19 protein-coding genes are annotated in these 20,889 nt (G+C 41.0%); 6 read left to right on the top strand and 13 right to left on the bottom strand.

The window, feature by feature from the left end:
* The first annotated feature begins 103 nt into the window (after positions 1-103).
* On the top strand, positions 104-2,110 hold the full coding sequence (locus L1264_RS00065; RefSeq protein WP_199527862.1) for a fused MFS/spermidine synthase: 2,007 nt from the start codon (positions 104-106) through the stop codon (positions 2,108-2,110).
* Between the two features lie 68 nt (positions 2,111-2,178).
* On the opposite strand, the gene aroC is transcribed toward L1264_RS00065, so the two are convergent.
* A complete protein-coding gene (gene aroC, locus L1264_RS00070) occupies positions 2,179-3,276 on the bottom strand; it encodes a chorismate synthase (protein ID WP_135923937.1) in 1,098 nt (365 codons plus the stop codon).
* Positions 3,277-3,341: 65 nt separating this feature from the next.
* Complete coding sequence (prmB, locus tag L1264_RS00075) at positions 3,342-4,277, bottom strand: 50S ribosomal protein L3 N(5)-glutamine methyltransferase (protein ID WP_135923936.1); 936 nt, start codon at positions 4,275-4,277, stop codon at positions 3,342-3,344.
* 101 nt (positions 4,278-4,378) lie between these two features.
* On the opposite strand from prmB, the gene smrB reads away from it, so the two are divergent.
* Positions 4,379-4,936 (top strand): endonuclease SmrB, encoded by a 558-nt coding sequence (smrB, locus tag L1264_RS00080; protein WP_199527863.1) that lies wholly within the window; start codon positions 4,379-4,381, stop codon positions 4,934-4,936.
* 24 nt (positions 4,937-4,960) lie between these two features.
* The gene (locus tag L1264_RS00085) at positions 4,961-5,881 is read left to right on the top strand and encodes an AEC family transporter (RefSeq protein WP_199527864.1); all 921 of its coding nucleotides are present in this window, start codon (positions 4,961-4,963) and stop codon (positions 5,879-5,881) included.
* A 3-nt stretch (positions 5,882-5,884) separates the two neighbouring features.
* Here the strand turns inward: L1264_RS00085 and L1264_RS00090 are convergent, their stop codons facing one another.
* The 4 genes from L1264_RS00090 to sixA are packed head-to-tail and all read right to left on the bottom strand — an operon-like array spanning position 5,885 to position 7,952.
* Positions 5,885-6,619 carry an SDR family oxidoreductase gene (locus L1264_RS00090; protein WP_135923933.1) on the bottom strand — a complete coding sequence of 245 codons (735 nt, stop codon included), beginning with the start codon at positions 6,617-6,619 and terminating at the stop codon, positions 5,885-5,887.
* Positions 6,620-6,621: 2 nt separating this feature from the next.
* Positions 6,622-7,092, bottom strand: coding sequence for an ASCH domain-containing protein (locus L1264_RS00095; protein ID WP_199527865.1), 471 nt, complete (start codon positions 7,090-7,092; stop codon positions 6,622-6,624).
* Positions 7,076-7,426, bottom strand: coding sequence for a RidA family protein (locus L1264_RS00100; protein ID WP_199527866.1), 351 nt, complete (start codon positions 7,424-7,426; stop codon positions 7,076-7,078). The genes L1264_RS00095 and L1264_RS00100 overlap by 17 nt, the downstream gene beginning before the upstream one ends.
* Before the next feature lie 49 nt (positions 7,427-7,475).
* Positions 7,476-7,952 carry a phosphohistidine phosphatase SixA gene (gene sixA / locus L1264_RS00105; RefSeq protein WP_135923930.1) on the bottom strand — a complete coding sequence of 159 codons (477 nt, stop codon included), beginning with the start codon at positions 7,950-7,952 and terminating at the stop codon, positions 7,476-7,478.
* 196 nt (positions 7,953-8,148) lie between these two features.
* Between sixA and L1264_RS00110 the strand changes: the two genes are divergently transcribed.
* Positions 8,149-10,869 (top strand): insulinase family protein, encoded by a 2,721-nt coding sequence (locus tag L1264_RS00110; RefSeq protein ID WP_199527867.1) that lies wholly within the window; start codon positions 8,149-8,151, stop codon positions 10,867-10,869.
* 176 nt (positions 10,870-11,045) lie between these two features.
* Positions 11,046-13,160 (top strand): sensor domain-containing protein, encoded by a 2,115-nt coding sequence (locus L1264_RS00115; protein ID WP_442960430.1) that lies wholly within the window; start codon positions 11,046-11,048, stop codon positions 13,158-13,160.
* On the opposite strand, the gene L1264_RS00120 is transcribed toward L1264_RS00115, so the two are convergent.
* Positions 13,157-13,351, bottom strand: coding sequence for a hypothetical protein (locus L1264_RS00120; protein ID WP_135923927.1), 195 nt, complete (start codon positions 13,349-13,351; stop codon positions 13,157-13,159). The genes L1264_RS00115 and L1264_RS00120 overlap by 4 nt on opposite strands.
* Positions 13,352-13,726: 375 nt before the next feature.
* Here L1264_RS00120 and L1264_RS00125 point away from each other — a divergent pair, with 375 nt between their 5' ends.
* Positions 13,727-14,203: a DUF4234 domain-containing protein gene (locus L1264_RS00125; RefSeq protein ID WP_199527869.1), complete on the top strand. Its 477-nt coding sequence runs from the start codon at positions 13,727-13,729 to the stop codon at positions 14,201-14,203.
* 78 nt (positions 14,204-14,281) lie between these two features.
* Here the strand turns inward: L1264_RS00125 and L1264_RS00130 are convergent, their stop codons facing one another.
* From L1264_RS00130 to L1264_RS00155, 6 genes are read right to left on the bottom strand one after another with little or no spacing between them, the layout of a single operon-like run.
* Entirely contained in the window at positions 14,282-15,601 is a 1,320-nt protein-coding gene (locus tag L1264_RS00130; RefSeq protein WP_199527870.1) for a DUF58 domain-containing protein, read from the bottom strand.
* Complete coding sequence (locus L1264_RS00135; protein WP_138557453.1) at positions 15,598-16,581, bottom strand: AAA family ATPase; 984 nt, start codon at positions 16,579-16,581, stop codon at positions 15,598-15,600. The genes L1264_RS00130 and L1264_RS00135 overlap by 4 nt, the downstream gene beginning before the upstream one ends.
* A complete protein-coding gene (locus L1264_RS00140) occupies positions 16,578-17,726 on the bottom strand; it encodes a hypothetical protein (RefSeq protein WP_199527871.1) in 1,149 nt (382 codons plus the stop codon). Before L1264_RS00140 ends, L1264_RS00135 begins: the two co-directional genes overlap by 4 nt.
* Positions 17,716-19,176, bottom strand: a complete 1,461-nt coding sequence (locus L1264_RS00145) for a hypothetical protein (RefSeq protein WP_199527872.1) — start codon at positions 19,174-19,176, stop codon at positions 17,716-17,718. Before L1264_RS00145 ends, L1264_RS00140 begins: the two co-directional genes overlap by 11 nt.
* Positions 19,166-20,116, bottom strand: a complete 951-nt coding sequence (locus L1264_RS00150) for a stage II sporulation protein M (protein ID WP_199527873.1) — start codon at positions 20,114-20,116, stop codon at positions 19,166-19,168. Before L1264_RS00150 ends, L1264_RS00145 begins: the two co-directional genes overlap by 11 nt.
* Complete coding sequence (locus L1264_RS00155) at positions 20,113-20,841, bottom strand: RDD family protein (RefSeq protein ID WP_199527874.1); 729 nt, start codon at positions 20,839-20,841, stop codon at positions 20,113-20,115. Before L1264_RS00155 ends, L1264_RS00150 begins: the two co-directional genes overlap by 4 nt.
* Between the last annotated feature and the right edge of the window lie 48 nt (positions 20,842-20,889).

Here is a 20,889-nt window from a genome sequence, read left to right on the forward strand (position 1 = left end):
CAAAGATTAAGGTTTTCTTAAGAGAAACTCAAGCGTTACTCCATTGTCACTTTGCTCTGGCTATTGGATTGTTTTTGCTATCTCAAAATAGGTAATAAAAACAATGTATAAATATTTATCAACGCTCACTATTTTCATCAGTGCTTTTTTAATTTTTCAAATTCAGCCGATGCTTTCAAAGCAACTTCTACCGCAATTTGGTGGTGGTGCTTCTATCTGGTCAGCAAGTTTAGTGTTTTATCAAGTCATGTTACTTATTGGCTATTTCTATGCGCATGGTATGGGTCGCTTTCATATTAAGTTGCAGGTAGTCACCCATATAGTTTTAGTCAGCTTTGCCACACTCATTGTTGTGACAGAATTTGCAGCCCCAAATCTCACAAATTGGCCGCCTACGCTTGCGGTGTTTGTTAATTTATTTATAGAAATTGGTCCAATATTTATTCTACTGAGCGCTACCAGCGTTCTTTTACAAAGATGGTATGTGCAAACTGCTTCAGCACAGGTGCCTTACCATTGGTATTCCATCTCAAACTTGGGTTCTTTAATGGCGTTAATGAGCTACCCACTCGTTTATGAATTACTATTTTCTTTAGAGCAGCAAACTACTTACTGGCTATTTGGACTCATCAGCTACTGCTTGTTATTAGCACTTCTTGTAATATTTTTACTAAAAAAAGCACCCGATTTATCAAGAGCATCTATTCAGACTAGGCATATCACGCTATTAAAAGGTAAAGGTCAATGGCTGTTATTAAGTGCCTTAAGCTCGGCCATGTTGGTATCTACCACGCATATGATCAGCACTAATATTCCACCCATGCCATTACTTTGGTCGTTACCTCTTGTAATTTACTTGCTCACCTTTAGTTACACGTTTGCCAACAAAGTAAATTATCAGCGTCATGTGTGGGCATATGCGTTTATATTTTCGGCTTTTACAGGCCTGCTGATGTTTTATTTTGGCAGCTTATTCAATGCCCTAGCCCAGCTTATAATTTACAGCTTTATTCTATTAACCGCCGGTATGGTCTGTCATGGTGAGCTGAGAAACAAAGCCCCTGAAAACGAGCAATTTACCGTTTTTTATTTTTATATCGCCCTTGGCGGTGTGTTAGGTTCGCTTTTCAGTACGCTCGTTGCCCCATTGCTATTTGTCCAGATTGACGAGTATTTACTTACATTAGCGGTTATCTTTAGTTTTGTGTGTTACTACCAAACAAAAGCTAAAACAAAGACAAACCAGCTCAAATTCACTCTCATGACCAGCTCAGTTACTTGGTTAGCATGCTATTGTTTTTTAGCGGTAAACTTTAACCAATATAACATTGCCACTAGCCGCAATTTTTATGGCTATTTAGCGGTAAAAGATATAAACACTCAATCAATAAAAGAAAGGCGCTTAATTGACGGCACCACGATTCATGGCTCAGAGCCACTAAATCCAAACCAACAGTTTGAGCAAAGTTATTACCACCAGCATACTGGTGTCGCTAAATCACTTGCCATACTAAAGCAAAACAGCGCACTAAACATTGGCGTGATTGGTTTGGGTGCAGGCGTTTTAGCTCGGTTTGCAGACCAACAGGATAGTATTCACTTTTTTGAGTTAAACCCTGCTGTGTACGAGATGGCAAAGCGTTATTTCTCATATTTAGAAAACAGTGAAGCCAAGCTCACAGTCAGCTTAGGGGATGGTCGTATTGCGCTAAAAAATAATGCGAACGAAGTATTTGATGTTTTAATTATTGATGCATTTTCCAGTGATGTAATTCCTGCACATTTGCTAACCCAAGAAGCAATGTCACTTTATTGGCAAAGGCTCAATGAAAATGGCGTATTGATTGTGCATATTTCAAATAATCATATCGACTTACTGCCTGTATTACAGGCACATAGCCAACACTTTAATAAGGCTATGTTAAAGTTTAGCTATCAAGGCCATAGCCCATCAGACATAGGCTCAGACTGGGTGGTGCTAACTGATAATCAGGCTTTTTTAAATCGTGTATCTATCAGTGATTTGTCGCCTATTAAACGCTACCCACATAGCGAGCTGGCAATGTGGACTGATAGCAAACACAGCCTACTCCCTTTATTAAAATTCTAACAGGCATAAAAAAGCGCGATGATAATCATCGCGCTCATTAACTGCTTTTACTTTATTTAAGACTGCGCTTAAATCGAACCTTTGATTGGTCCATGTTCGTGGCTTACATGTGGGTTTTGACCACGTTGGCGCAATAAGTGATCCATTAAGGTAATCGCCATCATCGCCTCAGCAATAGGAATTGCACGAATACCCACACATGGGTCATGGCGTCCTTTGGTGATCATCTCTACCGCTTCGTTGCTGGTATTAATGCTGTTGCCCGGTATAGTAATGCTTGAGGTTGGCTTAAGTGCGATAGAGGCAATGATATCTTGCCCTGTTGAGATACCCGCAAGTACACCGCCCGCGTGATTTGATGTAAAACCATCAGGAGTTAACTCATCACGGTGCTCAGAGCCTTTTTGCTCAACCACATCAAAGCCATCACCAATTTCAACGCCTTTTACCGCATTAATGCTCATTAATGAGTGTGCAAGCTCTGCATCTAGGCGATCAAATACTGGCTCACCTAAGCCTACAGGCACATTTTTAGCAACCACTTTAACTTTAGCGCCTACCGAATCACCTTGTTTTTTTAGGTCGCGCATGTACTCATCAAGCGCTTCTAGCTTGCTGGTGTCTGGAAAGAAAAATGCATTATTTTCTACTTCATCCCAGTTGTAGTCTTCTGCTTTGATTGGTCCTAGTTGGCTCAAACATGCTCGAATTTCAATACCATGAAACTGTTTTAAGTATTTTTTAGCAATTGCACCTGCCGCTACACGAATAGCCGTTTCACGGGCAGAAGAGCGACCTCCCCCTCGGTAATCACGGATACCGTATTTATGCCAATAGGTATAATCGCCATGACCTGGACGAAACACTTCAGCGATTTTGCCGTAGTCTTTTGAACGTTGATCGGTGTTTTCAATCAGTAAACCAATGCTAGTGCCTGTGGTTTTACCTTCGAATACACCTGAAAGAATTTTTACTTCGTCACTTTCGCGGCGCTGCGTTGTATAACGACTTTGCCCCGGTTTACGACGGTCTAAATCAATTTGTAAGTCGGCCTCGCAAATTTCAAGGCCTGCTGGTGTACCATCAACAACGCCGCCTAATGCAACGCCGTGGCTCTCACCAAAGGTGGACACTTTAAATAGTTGTCCAATGCTATTACCTGCCATTAACTTTCCTCATTCCTAATGACTACTGAGACCGAGCCCTCAGGCTCGGCTTTTAAAATCTGCCGTTAGTCAGCAAAATACTTAACTAGTTGCTCTTTGCTGATCACAAACACACCTAATCCACCTTGCTCAAACTCAACCCACTCAAACGGTGCATTTGGATATAACGCTTCCATATGTACCATAGAGTTGCCGACTTCGACAAATAACAAACCGTTATCAGTTAGATGTTCAGCGGCTTCAGCTAAAATTGTACGCGTTACGTCTAGGCCGTCATGACCCGATGCTAAACCAAGTTCTGGTTCATGGTGGAATTCACGCGGTAAATCAGCCATATCTTCAGCATCAACATAAGGTGGGTTTGCTACGATCAGATCATATTTTTGACCCGGAACGCCACTAAACACGTCTGATTGAATTGGTAGTACGCGGTCATTGAGCATGTAATCGCTAATATTAATATCAGCAACTTCGAGCGCTTCATAAGAAATATCAACCGCATCAACTTGAGCATCTTCAAATGCTTGTGCAAGTGCAATGGCGATACACGCAGAGCCGGTACATAAATCAAGAATGCGCGTTACTGAGCTTGGCTCTTCTAACCAAGGTGCAAAGCGGTTGTTAATTAGCTCTGCAAATGGCGAGCGTGGAATTAACACGCGCTCATCAACATAAAACGGCATACCTGCAAACCATGCTATGTTGGTCAGGTATGGTACTGGCGTACAATCATTAATACGCTCTGCAATTAGTTCAGCTAAACGGTTTTTCTCGGTGCTGGTTAAACGCGCATGCATTAGCTCTTTTGGCGCGTCGATAGGCAAACTTAATGCGGGTAATAATAAGCTAACTGCTTCATCCCACGCATTATCTGTGCCGTGCCCAAAGAAAATACCACTGCTGGCAAATTGACTGGTTGTCCAACGTAACCAATCGTGCAACGTTGAAAGTTCTGCAATTGCCTCGTCTAAAATTGCATCTTCAATCTGGAAATGGTTCATGTATGTTCCTTAACTTTCAAAGTCTATTCTGACGCGTATTGTACCGTCTTTTCAGTTGGTTTTTACTCGATTTTTAGCGTTTTTTTGTTTAGACTGCCGCCATGAAAAAAGATCCCCACGCCAACAATCACATTAGCCCTGACGATATTGATTTATTTCGTCAGAGTATTAGTGGTGCCAAAGCCTTTAAACAAGACACTATTCGATTCACCAATAAGCCTAAAGTGTCACAAGCGAAGCAATTTTCCCAGCAAAAAAAGCAACATCAGGCAGAATTTTTCTTTTCTGATGAATATGTACCAGACATCGACACTCATGGCACTGTCAGTTATGTCAAGCCAGGTCATGATAGCTTTTTGGCAAAGCAACTTCGTCGTGGAGATTACCCACCAGATTTAACCCTTGATTTACATGGCTTAAATAAAGAATTAGCCAAAGATGAGCTGGCTGGATTAATTCATGAGTGTAAAAAACAGCACTACTATTGTGCCTGTATTGTGCATGGTATTGGTGAGCGCATACTCAAACACAAAGTGCCACAATATTTAGTACAACACCCTGATGTAATTGCTATGCATCAAGCACCTCTTGAGTTTGGCGGTAAAGGTGCGGTACTTATTTTAATTAATCTTCCACAAAGTGATGAGTTCAGACGCTAACGTCTTCTTATCATAAGGCCTAATGTGCATATTTTTTCGATTATTTTTCCACTGATTTTTATCGTTTTAAGTGGTTACATTAGCTCGCGTAGCAAGTTTTTATCGAAAGAGCACATAGCAGGGTTAAGCAAGTTTACCTTTTACATTAGCGTGCCTGCTTTTCTATTTTTGAATATGGCACAAGCCGATTTAAAAAATAGTGTTTCTGTTGCCGGCTTTTTAAGTTTTTATATTCCAGTATTAGCTATTTATGCCCTTGGCTATGTAATTGACCGGTATTTTATAGCAACGCAATCTGCACCATCGCGTCATGCTGTATTTGCTCTTGGCAGTAGTTACTCAAATACCGTACTGGTAGGTCTGCCTATTATTATTGCTGCTCTTGGGCAGCAAATGGTCGGCATTGTGTTTATGATCATCACTTTTCACAGCGCATTATTGTTTACCCTCACCTTTTTGCTCAGCGCTAAGTCGCAGCAAACATTCTCTTGGCGAGCGTTTGCTAAAAACATGCTACTGAACCCAGTCGTGTTGAGTATCAGTAGTGGCCTTGCTGTTAACCTATTTGGTTTTACACTTTTTGAAGATTTAGCAAATGGCCTGAGCTTACTTGCTAAACCCGCCATTGCGTGTGCGTTATTCGTGTTAGGGGCAAATTTGGTGTTCTATAAAGTTGCAGACAACTGGCAAGCCTCCGTTATTGCTACCATCATCAAACTTGCCGTTTTACCTTGTGCTGTATACTTTTTTGCTAGCCATGTTTTTAATTTGGAGCAATCTCTGCTGAAAGTACTTGTTCTTTTAAGCGCCTCTCCTTTAGGTGTAAACGCTTATTTAATTGCTAATCAAATTAAACAACATCAGGCGACACTGGCAAGTAGCGTTGTGCTTTCAACGGTGTTAAGTGTAGTGAGCTTTAGTGTTTGGTTAACTATTTTACTTTAGTTTTTATAAACCACCTGAAACATCTATAAAACTGCCTGTTGTAAATGATGCTTGCTCACTTGCCAAAAAGTAAATCGCTGAAGCGACCTCATCAGCTTCTCCACCACGCCCCAGCGGCAATTTAGATTTTAAACGATCGACGCGGTTTGCTTCACCACCATCACGATGCATATCGGTATAAATAAGACCAGGCCTTACCGCATTAACTCGAATGCCTTTACTCGCTACTTCTTTGGCAAGGCCAATAGTGAAGGTATCAAGTGCTCCTTTAGATGCGGCATAGTCTAAATATTCATTTGGCGAGCCGGTTCGCGACGCACCCGATGACACATTCACAATACTGCCTTTATCCATGCGCTTAATTGCTTCTCGCGCACACAAAAATGCCCCTGTGACATTGCAACTTAAAATAGCGTTGATTCGCTTAGCATCCATCTCTAATAACGGCATTTGCGGCATCATCATCGCCGCGTTATTCACTAACACGTCTAAGCGCGCAACCAGCCCATCGAGTTTGGCGAACATGGCGATTACTTGCTGCTCATCTGCGATATCAGCTTGTAATAAGTACGAATTCACACCGAGGGATTTTAGCTGTTGGGCTACCTGCTCTGCACTTGCTTGATCTGACTTATAATTAATACACACATCATAGCCATGTTTAGCAAACAGCTTTGCTGTCGCGGCACCAATACCTCGTCCGCCGCCAGTGATAAGAACCACAGGATTTGAACTCATGCTCACTCCTTAAAAATTAACTTAAACTGTTCACACACTAAAGGCATATCGGGGTGACATTGATAGCCTGTGCCAGCTAATTCTCGCTGATAATAGTCCCAATGTACGCGTTGCCAATATTCAAGGCTTTTGTCGCCCTCGCCTTCTAGCGCGGCATAATCTGCGCTTATTTGATTAAATGCGGTAATGGTTACAGAGACAGTTTCAATAATGCCGAGGGGCTGCCCCTGCCAATTGGTAAAAATGGCCAAATCACCCACTTCAGGAAGGGCTTCATTGTTGGCTTTAAACCAATAAAGTGAAGGGGTTGTTGCTTGTTTTACACCCTTTAAAACCAGCAATGCGCAGTCATTGGCATCTTGCTCATTGTCGCAAAAATGCCAACTTGGTAATTGAACAACTGCGCGCCCTGATTGCTCATTAAAGCGAGCAATCATTTGCGCTATACGCTGCTCGTTACTTAACGGCTGCAACAACAGATATCTCTACAAGCAGAGCATCGCGCGCCATTTTTGCCTCAACACAAGCGCGAGCAGGTGCATGGCCTTGAGGTACCCATGCATCCCAAACAGCGTTCATCTTGGCAAAATATTCCATGCTTTTCAGATAAATAGTGGCACTTAACATATGCTCTTTGCTACTACCCGCATCAATGAGTAAGGCTTCAACTTTATCAAGCATAGTTTGAGTTTGTTCAGTGATATCTTTTTCAGCATCAGCACACACTTGGCCACACAAGTAAACAGTGCCGTTATGCTTAACGATGCGGCTCATACGCGCACCCGTTTGTAAGCGTTCAATTGTCATAGTAAGGACTTAAAAAATTAACAGTGGCGCTAATTTAGCAAATCCACTGTTATATTTCGACGTTATTTGGTGAGTGAATACTATGGTAGTAACTGCGCTGATTGTGCTCATCATATTCAATTACGGCGACTGCGCCAGTATTGAAAATAGGCATGTGGCCAGGACTCAACTGATCAACTAAATAGCTGACTATTGGCATGTGCGCTACCACTAACCAAGTATTACACTGAGGGTGCATGGCAATGAGGGTTTCTAAATAATCAGCAGCAACTTGTGGCACGCCATCTGGCGTAATATCGCTACAAGTTTCATTAAATTGTAACGAAATATTTTGCGTTGCATCAGTAGCGGTTTGTTGAGCGCGAATGTAAGGACTCACCAACAGAGCATCTGGTTTATAATGTGTTGCTAACCATTGCCCCATTCTACTGGCTTCTTGATGACCATTTTCGGTCAGTTGTCTTGCTGCATCATCTGCTTGCATTGGCGTTGCTTCACCATGGCGCATGATTAAGATTGTTTTCATAAAAAATCAACCGATTAAAGAATATAAAACAGTAGCCAGTTTGCTTGATTGTTAGCTATATTAGAATATCATCACTAGATACATTAAACATCCGCTTATTGATATTCAGGTAGATTTTCATTGCTGTGCCATTTTTAGCCTTCCTGAAGTTATCATCTGTTGTTAGCGAGTTAACGCATTCTTTCAGGAGCATCTTTTGAATATCAGCCGCAATGATAACAGAACATATCAGCCCCTAACACTGGACAATGGTCTAAAAGTGCTCTTGGTGCAAGACCTTGAGTCAACAAAATCCGCGGCTTCTATGGCGATAAACGCTGGTCACTTTGACGATCCTCTTGATAGACAAGGGCTCGCTCACTTTTTAGAACATATGCTTTTTTTAGGTACCGATCTGTACCCAGAGTCAGGCGGGTTTTCTAATTTTGTTTCACAATCAGGTGGCAGTACCAACGCATGGACAGGCACTGAGCATTCTTGCTTTTTCTTTGATATCAATAACCAACAATTTTCAGAAGCTCTGGCTCAATTTAGTCGCTTTTTTATTGCGCCATTATTAAGCCCTAACGAAACTGCTAAAGAACGAAATGCGATTGATGCAGAGTTTAAATTAAAAATAAAAGACGATGGCCGTCGTATTTACCAAGCCCATAAAGAAACCGTTAATCCTGCTCACCCTTTTGCTAAGTTCTCGGTTGGTAACCAACAAACACTTGCAGATCGTGAAGGTTGTATTAGCGATGAATTACGTGCCTTTTTTGACCGCCACTACCAAGCACAATGGATGACTTTAGTCATTTGCAGTAACGAAGATATTGCCACGATGAGCGACTGGGTAAGCCAATATTTCAGCGCCATTAAAGGGCAGCAAAAAAGTAAGGCGATCATTGAGCAGCCTCTTTATCGCAAACAAGACTTAGGTAAAGTGCTGCATATTGAGCCACACAAGCATATGCAAAAGCTAATTATAAGTTTTGCAATGCCGAACATTGATGACTTTTATCGTCACAAAACGGTGAGCTTTATTGCTCACTTACTCGGCTATGAAGGCAAAGGGTCGCTGTATTCAATTTTGAAAGAGCAAGGTTGGATCAACGCGCTTTCTGCAGGTGGTGGTATCAATGGCAGTAATTTCAAAGACTTTAACATCAGCATGGCGTTGACAGATGAAGGTATTGAATACTATGAAGATATCGTCGAAATGGTGTTTGAATATATCTGCTTAATTAACCAAAACTGCGATAAGTTGCCGCGTCTTTATCAAGATAAAAAGAACCTTTTGCAAATCGCCTTTGATAATCAAGAAAAAGCACGCTTAATTGATTGGGTAAGTAATTTAAGCATTAACATGCAGCATTATGATGAAGCTAACTATGTTCAGGGTGACTACCTTATGGAAGGCTTTAATCAGTGTGCCCATGAAATTGCTATGCAATGGCTTACACCAGACAATATGCGCTTAGTGTTAATTCACCCAGGTGTCGAACCTGAGCATACGACAGCATGGTACAATACGCCTTATAAAATTGAGGATATTTCTCCTTGCTGGTTAGAAGCACTCGGCGAAATAAACACCCCCCTGCCTAAAATGTGCTTACCAAGCGCGAATCCTTACCTTAATAAAGAGGTTGAGTTACTCCCCTTAGACGCGCCAACAAAAACACCAGAATTACTTGTAAAACAAGAAGGTTTTGATTTTTGGTTTAAGCAAGATGCAACCTTTCGTGTTGCAAAAGGGCATTTTTATTTAGCAATGGACTCTTCCTTTGCGATAAAAGATGTTAAGCATATGGCACTCACACGTTTGTTTGCCGACCTATTTATGGACAGTGTCGCTGAACAATTTTATCCAGCAGAACTGGCTGGCCTTAGTTATCATTTAACCTCTCACCAAGGCGGTTTGACCTTACATACTGCAGGCCTTTCATCGAGTCAGTTAGAGCTGGTTAATGAATTACTTGAAGCACTCTTTAATGTTGAGATCTGCGCAAAACGCTTTGCAGAATATAAAAAGCAACTAGTTAGGCATTGGCGAAACAGCAATCAAAACAAACCTGTAGGTGAATTATTTAGTATCCTTGGTGCACAGATAATGCCTTGGAACCCAGAACCAAATGCACTTGCACAAGCTTTAAAAGATACGAGTTTTCATCAATTTAATTGCTTTAGAGAAGAGTTTTTCAAAGCATTGCATGTAGAGTCTTTTTTGCATGGTAATTGGCAGCGTAGCGATGCATTGAAATTTCAAAAACAAATCGCTGAGCACCTCGCTGGCAGCAATACCATTATTGATTTAACCAGACCTCTATCTACTATTACGGATGTATCGCAGCAGCGCTTTTGTTTAAATTGTAATGACCATGCGATGGTTCTTTATTACCAAGCTCAAACCGATGCGACTGAAGAAAAAGTAAAAATGATGTTGTTGAACCACCTCATCAATCAAGATTACTTCAATGAATTAAGAACCAAGCAACAGCTAGGTTATTTGGTAGGTGCAGGTTACGCACCTTTCAATACCCGCGCTGGTATCGCTTTTTATGTGCAATCCCCTAAACATAGCGCTGATGAAATTTTAAAACGTCATAAGCAATTTATTGAAAATTATGTGACACAGATCTCACAAATCAGTGAGCAACAATGGCTTGATACAAAAGCAGGCTTAGTGACTCATATCGCAGAAAAAGACAAAAATTTGCGTCTTCGCTCACAGCGTTTATGGCTAGCCATAGGTAATCGCGACAGTGATTTTAACATGCAACAGCAACTTTTAACTGCCCTAGAAGCATTAAGTCTGAGCGATATGCAGCAATATGTGTGCGAGATATTCAGCGATGAACGCCCAAGAATAGAACTTTTAAGCGAACCTAAGACTAAAAAGACAGCAAAAACCACCCTTTATTCGCATTCTCTTTGACTCATTCGTCAGCTTGGATTAAATTAACTGGTGCGAATTAGGGTAATGCATTAATGACAAAAATAATAACAATGATTTCTGCTTTTCTAACAATAAGTATAGCGAGCGTTTTTAGCGCCGCTGCAAGCCCCATAGAACTTGAGCAAACAACTTTGCTGTTAATACCAAGTGGGGTGATGTTGTTATTATTGCCGTACCTATTATTTATAATTTTCAAGCTCAAACGCTCTCGCCATCAACTCCGTATCTCAGAACATCGACTAAAAAGTACTGTAGAAGGAAGTGGAGATACATTGTGGGATTGGAATATAAAAACAGGCGAAGTGCTACGTATTAACGACAAATACACCGCGAATACTAATAATACCAGCGCCTTCCCTCCTAATCGTGACCTTATCCATCCCCATGATGTCCAACAAGTAGAAAAAGCACTAAAAAAACATTTCGCTGAACACACTGCTTTTTTCGAGGCAAGTTACCGTATTAAAGATAATTTTGACCGTTGGCACTGGGTATTAGACCGCGGAAAAATTATAGAAAAAGACGCAAACTTACAGCCATTACGCATGACTGGCACCGTGCGGGATATTTCGCAATTAAAGTCCACTGAGGCACGCTTAAACTTATTTGCTAAATGTGTTGAGTCATTAACTGACGCGATTGCTATTTACGATAAAAACTTCAAATTAGTCGATTTAAACCCAAGCTTTTTAACCTTGTTTGGTGGCAGCCGCGAGCAATACCTAAAAAAAGACTTCATGCTTAATGGTTATGACCAAAGTTATGTAGATGAAGTTAAAGCGACTGTTAAAGCCACTGAACATTGGCAACAAGAAGTCAAACTGAGAAACGCCAAGCGACAGCTACTGCCCATTGAAATTTCAATTGATGAAATCAAAAATGAGCACAATCAAATTTGTAATTATGTGGTTGTATTCTCAGATCAAATTGAACGAAAAAAAGCCGAATCGCAACTTCATAATTTATCAAACCGTGACCGCACAACAGGCTTACCTAATCGAAATCTGTTCTTCACGAATTTAAAGAAGCTCGCTAAGCAAGATAACCATCATGCCCTGTTAGTTTTCGATTTAGATAACTTTAAAAAGATCAACGACTCACTTGGTCATCAACTTGGGGATAGCTTGCTGTCTAAGCTTGCGATGCGTTTGAATAAACTTACCCGCGAAAAAGACGTATTTTATCGCCTAGGTGGAGATGAGTTTGCGCTGGTCATGTCGGGTACCAACGACATACACACCATTACTCGTATGGCTAAGCTATTTTTAGCGGCGATAGCTACACCATTCAACATGGCAGGCCATGAGCTGGTGATCACATCGAGCGTCGGTATTGTGTTATTTCCTGAAGATGGTAATACCCCAGAGTTATTGCTTAAGAATGCCGATACAGCCATGTATCATGCCAAGAAAAAAGGGAATAGTTACCTATTTTTCAACGACACGATGAACCGCCAAGCCGTCAAAAGGCTACAAATCGAAAACTTGATGCGCTACGGCTTAAAAGAAGATCATTTTGAAGTCTATTATCAGCCGAAAATGAATATTCGCACTGGCAAACTAGATGGTATGGAAGCACTGGTTCGTTTTATTACTCCGAAAAAAGGCATTATAAGCCCGGGCGTATTTATCCCTATTGCAGAAGAAACCGGGCAAATCATCGAAATCGGTGAAGTGGTATTAAACAAAGCATGTCGTGATGTAAAAAACTGGATTGATCAAGGCTTATTTAACGGCCGAGTTGCTGTTAACTTATCAGCGAAACAATTCAGCTTGCCTGATTTGACCACTCGCATTGATGTAATTTTACAAAAAAATGAGCTGCCATCTTATTTTTTAGAACTTGAAATTACCGAAGGTACAGTAATGGATGACCCTAAAGAAGCGATTACAATTATGCGCTCACTAAGCGCTCGTGGTATTCACCTAGCAATGGATGACTTTGGTACGGGTTACTCATCATTAGCCTATTTAAAGCAATTTCCGCTTAACACCTTAAAAGTTGATAAAGCCTTTATTGATGATATGCAATCAGAGCGTGGTCGCAACATGGTCGACTCGATTGTGACCATTGCCCATAACCTTGATTTACATGTAGTTGCTGAAGGGGTTGAACAAGCTGACCAAGTGACAATGTTAGAGCAATTGAAGTGCCAAACAATACAAGGTTATTTCTATTCTAAACCGTTATCACAGCCAGAATTTACAGAATTTTTAAAAAGCCAGCTCGATAAGTCTGCGCCAAGTTTATTAAGAAGCGTAGAAGCCTAAGGTCGCCAGCCACATGATTGGCGGCCGATATGACGAATAAAAGCACGTCGATAATGTACGTTAAACAAACACCACGCAATTGGGCCAAGCATTCCACCGAGAAGCATCCAACGCTTTACTGGCATCCCTTTAGACAACGACTCTAGATACATCACCAAAACAAACATACAGCTTAAAATAACAAATAGCACACAACACCTCATTAAAAATCAGCGGCAGTGTACATAATTCACACAGCTTTTGGAACTTCACACTTTATATAGTCTGCATAACGCGTGTTTATACAACGAACTTTTTATTATTTTTACTAGGTAAAGCAACAATTAATGTGTACTAAATAATTACAATTTACTAATATAGGAACAAACTAATACCAGTTCGCTTAATTAAGTGGTCTATTTTGAGGCAATAAAACCTCGTTGATAGCAAGGCAAAAATTTCGTTATTTAGTTGTTCTAAATCAGAAATTTTTAACGCAGATAGCGACAGGTTTAATCCCTCAAAATGATTAAGTATTATTGCGGATTGGTGTAATCAAGGAACTAACAAAAAAATGAGGATCCGTTGTGTCTGAAGAATCAACAAATGTATATGAAGCACCTGAAGCAGAGCTAACTCAAGCAAATACAAGTGGCAATAAACCTATTTTAAACTTTGAGCGCTTCTCCGCTTGGGGCGTATTCTTTTTGAGTCTTATCACATTAGGTATCTACGCCTTATACTGGCTAGTAAGCCGCGCAAACAAAGCAAACGCACTTGCTAAACATCAGGTAAATCAAAACTTAATTTATGGCTATGTTGCTATTTACGTAATCAACTTTGTTTTGGCATTCACCGATATTTCTGAAGCCTTGTCTGCTATTGCTTCTATTATTTCTTTAATTGTTGGTCTGGTATTCATTTTCTCGCTACGTACTTCACTTAAAGAGTTAATTAATGAAGGCAGCAATGAGCCGGTACATTTAAGTGGCATACTCACGTTTTTCTTTTATGCGATTTATTTCCAATACAAAATTAATGAGGCCATTGATAATCAAAAGTAATCGTTTCACAGGTTTCGTTAATTAATAAAAAAGGCATTGAATTCAATGCCTTTTTTATTAAAGCTTGGTATTCGGGTATTACAACGCCCCTGAGTGCTTCACATTCAAATAGGTATTAAGCACATGCGGTAACAGCTGCTCAGGGTTACAGTCTATGGCTATCACCCCTTGCTTTTTCAGCTTAGCCATATTGGCTTTATGTGAATTTAGTAGTGCTAATGCTGCACAGTAGCTGGTTGCATCTTCATACTTTTCTATAGGCTCTTCGAGCACTTCACTCACGGCTCGATTGTTAATATTGATAAGTGCCACTAAGTGATGTTTTTGCAATAGCTTTATTGCAGGCATTAACTCGTCAATACTTTGCTCATCTAGGGTGGTGACTAATAACACTAAAGAGCGTTTACTGCGCTTAGCAATTAACTGGTTTACAGCTACCAAATAGTCACTGCTGCTATTATCTGGGTATAAATCATAAAAATGATTCATCACCCGAGATACATTCTGCGCGCCTTTAACATCGGGTAACCAGCGTAGGTTTTGATTAAAGCTCTGCATACTAAACCAATCACCTTGCTTTAAAACCGTGTGAGAAAGTAGTAATAATGCATTTAAAGCATGATCAAAGTGGCTGCCTTCATTGGCTTCTATGGCCATTTTCTTTGAGGCATCAAGCATAACTATTACATGCTGGTTTTGCTCTTCTTGATACTCTCGCGAAATTAATTTTCGGCGTTTACTTGTTGCCTGCCAATCTATCTGCCTGACGCTGTCACCTTGGCGATATTCGCGTAATTGCTGGAATTCAATACCATCACCGCGCTTTTTGGTGAGTTTTAACCCCGAAATAGGCTTATTCACGACCCCGTTTAAATGCTGTTTCGAGGTAACACGGCTAAAGTCTGGGTAAACCTTTAACTGAGTAGCTTGAGTTGCCAACCAATTTGCTTGCCAAAGGCCTAGTGGCGACCCTACCCTCAGCTCAATCGCACTAATTTGTGCATCCCCCCGCTTATGGGCGCGTATCATAAAGACCAGCTTTGCCTGTTGCGTAGCGTCAATGAATAGGGTTTGCACTGGCTTTAACAATTCAATAGCGTTGCTTAAATGCACACTCACATCTAATTGCTTAGCATGTTTGGCATTATTTTTAATCAACACGTTTAAATCTTGGCGTCTGTATAACGCCATATTTAGGTTAGTTTCTGCGCTTACTTCGAGTAAAGGCGATGACTTAGCTGCCAAGCAATCAACAATTGCAACTAAAGCTGGCACCAATAACAAGGCGGTTAAAAGCATGCCATTGAACTGAGCAATAGCACACACAAGCATAAGCAACAGAATGAATGCTGTTAACACAACTAAACGTTTTGCTGGCCTAAGCTTGATACGGTTCATGAGCGTGGCGCTTCAACACTGGCTAGAATAGCACTGATCACTTCGTCAAACGAAACACCTTCCAGTTCTAAGTCCGCAGATAAAATTAAACGGTGCCTTAAAATATTTGGCGAGACTAGCTTCACATCATCTGGGGTAACAAAATCACGGCCATTCATCAATGCCATTACTTTTGCAGCTTTAATGATATTAATTGAGGCACGTAGCCCTGCACCGTGCAGTACACCTTGCCAAGTTCGTGAGCTACGAACTATATCAACGGCATAATTAAGAATTTGCTCGTCTACTAAAATATCCGCACAAAGCTGTTTAATTTCAGCAATACGCTTGGCATCTAATACCGCTGGAAGCTGCTCCACTTTGCTTTCATTAGAAACTATTTGTGTATTCAGTTTTAAAAGCTCAACTTCCGATTCATGAGAAGGAAAACCAAGCTCTACTTTCATCATAAAGCGGTCTAATTCGGCCTCTGGTAATGGGTAAGTCCCTTCTTGATCTAGTGGGTTTTGAGTGGCTAATACCATAAACGGGGAGTTTATTAATAACGATTCACCATCAATAGTGATTTGTTGTTCTTGCATCACTTCAAGTAAGGCTGATTGCGTTTTTGCTGGCGCACGATTAATTTCATCAGCAAGTAAGATATTAGTAAAGGCAGGGCCTTTTTTGATATTAAACTCACCTGACTTCATATCATACAAGCTATGCCCTACTACATCCGAAGGCATTAAGTCTGGGGTAAATTGTACACGTGAGAAATTTACACTTAAGCTTTTAGCTAAAGCTCTAACAAGTAATGTTTTACCAAGTCCCGGAACCCCTTCAAGCAGCACATGGCCACCAGCAAAAAGAACGGTAAGCACATCTTCTACAATGGCATCTTGACCGACTAACACACGCGAAATGTTATGCTTTACTTGTTTTACTGCATCAGCGGCCTCAACTAAGCTCATGCGATTAGTGTCTAATTCCGTGCTCATAAGGCATTCCTTAACTGTTTAAATCGTTTTATATAATTTGTTATTTGTGTTTTTGAGTCAGGTAACTTGCTAGCCAATAGCTGCGCTACCTGTTGTTTTTCAAAATGGGTTAAATTAGCAATACTCTGCGCCTGTTTTTCTGCGCTTAGCATTTTAAAGTTTGGTACACGCGCTTCTACCTTGCTGTAAAAGTCTTTCTTGAGTGCGGCAAATAATACGGCTTCATGGCCGTGTTCAGAGTAAAAATTAGCGAGTGCACGAATATGCTGATTAAAACTGGTTTTAGCTTCAAAATCAGGGGCGTATGCTCGGCCAATACGGCTCGTAATATGCCACACTGCAAGCACAATTAATAACACTAGAGTCACTACAAATTGCCAGCTCCAGTGCCAAAGCTTTGCAAGCCAATTAGGGTAAGTTAGGTATGGAACATAGCTAATACTCTTAGCGCCTTTACTTAACCAAAGTAATAGACTGCCATGGTCGAGGTGGCGCAAACGATAGTTAGTAAAAGGTAATAACGATGGCATCACAACTACTCTGCCTTGACCAAAGGCAAAATCACACATTAGGGTTTTGCCCTCAGAAGTATTTGTACTTACACCAGGGCAGTTTTCGATGTAAAAGGCACGGCTTAATTCGAGTTCGAGCTCAGTATTTTCATCAATAGACAACACACTGTTTTTATCCCCCTCTTTGCGCATCGCAAAATCATACTCAAAGACATCTTCTTGACTTAGCACATTGATGCCAAGCTGCCCAAAGAACACTGAATTATCGATTGCTAGCTCTTCGCGCTGCCTATTTAATACATAAATTAAACGCCCGCCATCAGCGACCCAGTCAGCAAGCTGAGTATCAAGCAGATAAGAGTCAGCAAGTACGGCTTCATCTAAAATTAAAATGCTTTTTGGTTCTATCGCAAGCTCTTCACTTTGTGCTTGTTCAGCCAAGTGTTTATCTTTGATCCAACTTATTCCATTGGCCTTTAAAAGACGTTGGGCCATGGTGAAGTTATCTTTGGCAACATCTGAATGAAACCCTATTTCAACTTCTTTTTTTTCCCAATCTAATGAGGCCAGTGAGGCAACAATAAACACGGTAAACAAGACTAATAGAGCAATTAGCACAACCTTAAGCTTCATGGGCTTGCTCCTGAGTATTTGCTGTCATTGCTGTAATTTGTGCAGTTAACTCTACAAAATTGATCTCAGGGGTTTTATGACCCCAAGCAACCGCGACCCATGCAGAAAATAAGCGGGCAAATATCGCTTGCCCTTGATTTGGCACCTTTGCATCAATTGCACGTTTACATTCGCGTTCAGTCATCGAGCGATGCAGGCGCACTTGGTGATGCTGCTGAGCCCAACTCAGAGTATGATGAAGCAAATACGCTAACGCTAAGCGATGCTCACCTTGCTCAAAGCATTGCTGTGCAGCAGCTATTAAATCTGCTGGTAAATCTTTACTTTTAATCTCTGCAAATAAGGTTGGGATCACTGGCTCTTCAATTACTTTTGTGCGCTCAGGTAAGCTTAAGTTGGCAAAAAAACCTCGTTTTTTAATCAAGTAATAAACGAGCCAAACCAGTAATAACCCAACTAACAGCCAAACTAATACACCAAACCCATTGCCTATCGCTGTAAACAGATCGATAAGCCATGACCAATCACTGTGTGATGAACTCTCTGTAGGCTCTAAATTTGGCACCCAGGTGGTTTCTGTTTCGATGACATTAGGCTCATTATAGAGTGCGGTGACTTGCTCTTTTATCGCTTGCTTATCGATTTGCTCAGCATAACTGGTTGATGGTTGCAGGGTAAACATTGTTAGCATAAATAGCCCTACAGCACTGAGTAAGCCTGCGAGGCGGGTACGAATGTTTTTAAATGCCAGCTCAATGTCCCAACCTTCAAGCTCTACACGGCGGTGTAAATAAGCAAGAAATCCACCACTAACAAATAAAGGTGCAACCAACGAAATACTAATTATGTAGATAAGGTTAAAAGCTATCTCTAGCCACTCTGGAGATTCAAAAATTTGGTACATAGCCTCTTCGGCAGAAAACGATTGGGGGATTAATGCGATAGTAAGTGCCGATATCCCCATCAACAAAATGTATTCAAAATGCACACAAAACAGCATCCATAGTGTTTGCTTAGGCTTCGTTGAGGCAAACAATACTTGCTTACGCTTGGTTTTTCGCTCACCTGAAAGTCGTTCTAGTTGCTCAACTGGCGCTAAAAATGCTCGATTTGGGCTAAGCCTATATATCGTTAAATGAGCGACCATGTCGGTCATTTTTAACTGTTTCACTGACCTTAAGCTATGACTAATACTTAGCGGCTGATTAAACACCGCTTTTGACATGTAATCGAGTAATGGCCGCTCAAATAGAGGCTTGAGCCACCAGATAACAAAAGCACTTATTCCCCAATTAAACAACAGGCCAATCATTAAAAACACCGGGACAGCCATTATTAAATACATAGCTACCAATGCTACAAAGTGTGGCTTAACCAGTAATACCGCTAAATCAAAGGTTTCGTAGGCGCTGCGCTTACGAGGGTTAAAGCTTAGGTGATTAAGCTCCATAACGCATACCCTTATATAAGCGAAAAATCACATAAGCCCAACAGCCTGCGCCAACAACATACTTAATTTCATTGGCAATATCACGAGGTGACCAAAATGCTTCAATAAAAGCGGCTATCACCAACATTAAAAACGCCCCAACAATCAGTGGGAGTGCTTTTTGAGCAGCCTGTTTCATCGCATATGCACGGGTAAACTGGCTGGGATTTAAAAGCCCGTAACCAATCTGACAGCCTGCCGCTGAGGCAATGATGATAGCGGTTAACTCAAACGAGCCATGGGTGATAACAAATGAGAAAAACGGCCCTTCAAAACCAACATTAACAATATGAGCGGCAATAGCCCCAAAATAAAAGCTATTGAATAATAAGAAAAAGGCAGCGCCTACACAGAACAACACACCGCCTGCAAACATCTGAAATGCAATACCAATATTATTGTAAATGTAGACCCCAAACATCATGAGATCTTGTGATGCGCCTCGCTCAGCCGATTGTACGCTACCACTGGGGTTATACATTTGTTCGATATTAAGGACGGTGCCTTGCCCTAAAAATGTATAGACGGCATCAGGGTCAAGTGTCACCCAAATAAAAGCAATAAGAGCCAATCCCCAAAATGCCAATAAGTTAATACCAAGCATTAAACGGTTTTCATATAGGGCGCGAGGAAATGCTGTGCGTGCTACGTGCCATAATTCAGAAAATTGATTACTACGCGATAAATAAAGTCGCTTTTGCCCTAACTGCACGAGTCTATTGATTTGCTCAATCAACACGGGGCTGTATTGACGACTTTGCGCAATGGCTAAGTCATTACACACTTTTCGATACAAATTAGGAAAGTGAATAGGTAAAGTCTCTGTACTTTTTTGTTCACACAAAGTCTTAAATTCATCCCAGCGTTCACTATTCGACTTTACAAATTGAGTTTGTTTCATGGTTTACCCTCTTGCGGTGGGTAATCTGTATTATCATTGACTTGTCCAGCATAATGGCGCGCATAACTGAGCAAGTGCCACTCAATATTGTTTTCATCTGTCGCAAATGACTCTGCGAGAATACGCGCTAGTTCGTGGCGCCTAGCATCAGATAACTCGTCATGACGCTCAGCAAAAGCCAGCACTGCAAGTTGCTCTTCGGTAGTTAAACTTACTGTAGGTACATGCACTTGGCCTTTCGACAGCTCTGGTCGCGCTTCTAACTCGTCTTCATAAATAACCATAGTACCAGCAGCCCAATCACCAATTCGCTTGAAACGGTTGTTAAACAACATAACCACAAGACCCAAGAAATAGCCTATCGGTAACATATCTGCGGGGCGTAATAAGTTGCGCACCACTATTTGCGAAAAGCTCGCGGGTAAGCCATTATCTTGCACAACACGAATTTTAAGTCTTTTTTTACCGGGTGTTTGGCCACTCTCCATTTCATAAAGAATGTTGTACCCCCAAGAAATTACAAAGTAAGCAATTAAAATAAGCCCTTGCCCTGCATCACCTAAAAATGCCAAAACGCTGCTCACAACAATTAAAACAAGGCCTCGGATAATAAAATCAATAAGGTAAGCGTAGCTTCGGGCAACAACGCCAGCAGGAGTTATGGCGATATCAACGCCTTCGGGAAGTTTTATATATTCTCTGTTTTCCAATCCGTGGTTTAACATTAATCTACAACTAGCATTATTATTGTTTTCGTAAGCTCTTAATGATGC

It is taken from the genome of Pseudoalteromonas sp. APAL1, from assembly GCF_021532475.1.
Lineage (GTDB): Bacteria > Pseudomonadota > Gammaproteobacteria > Enterobacterales > Alteromonadaceae > Pseudoalteromonas > Pseudoalteromonas lipolytica_C.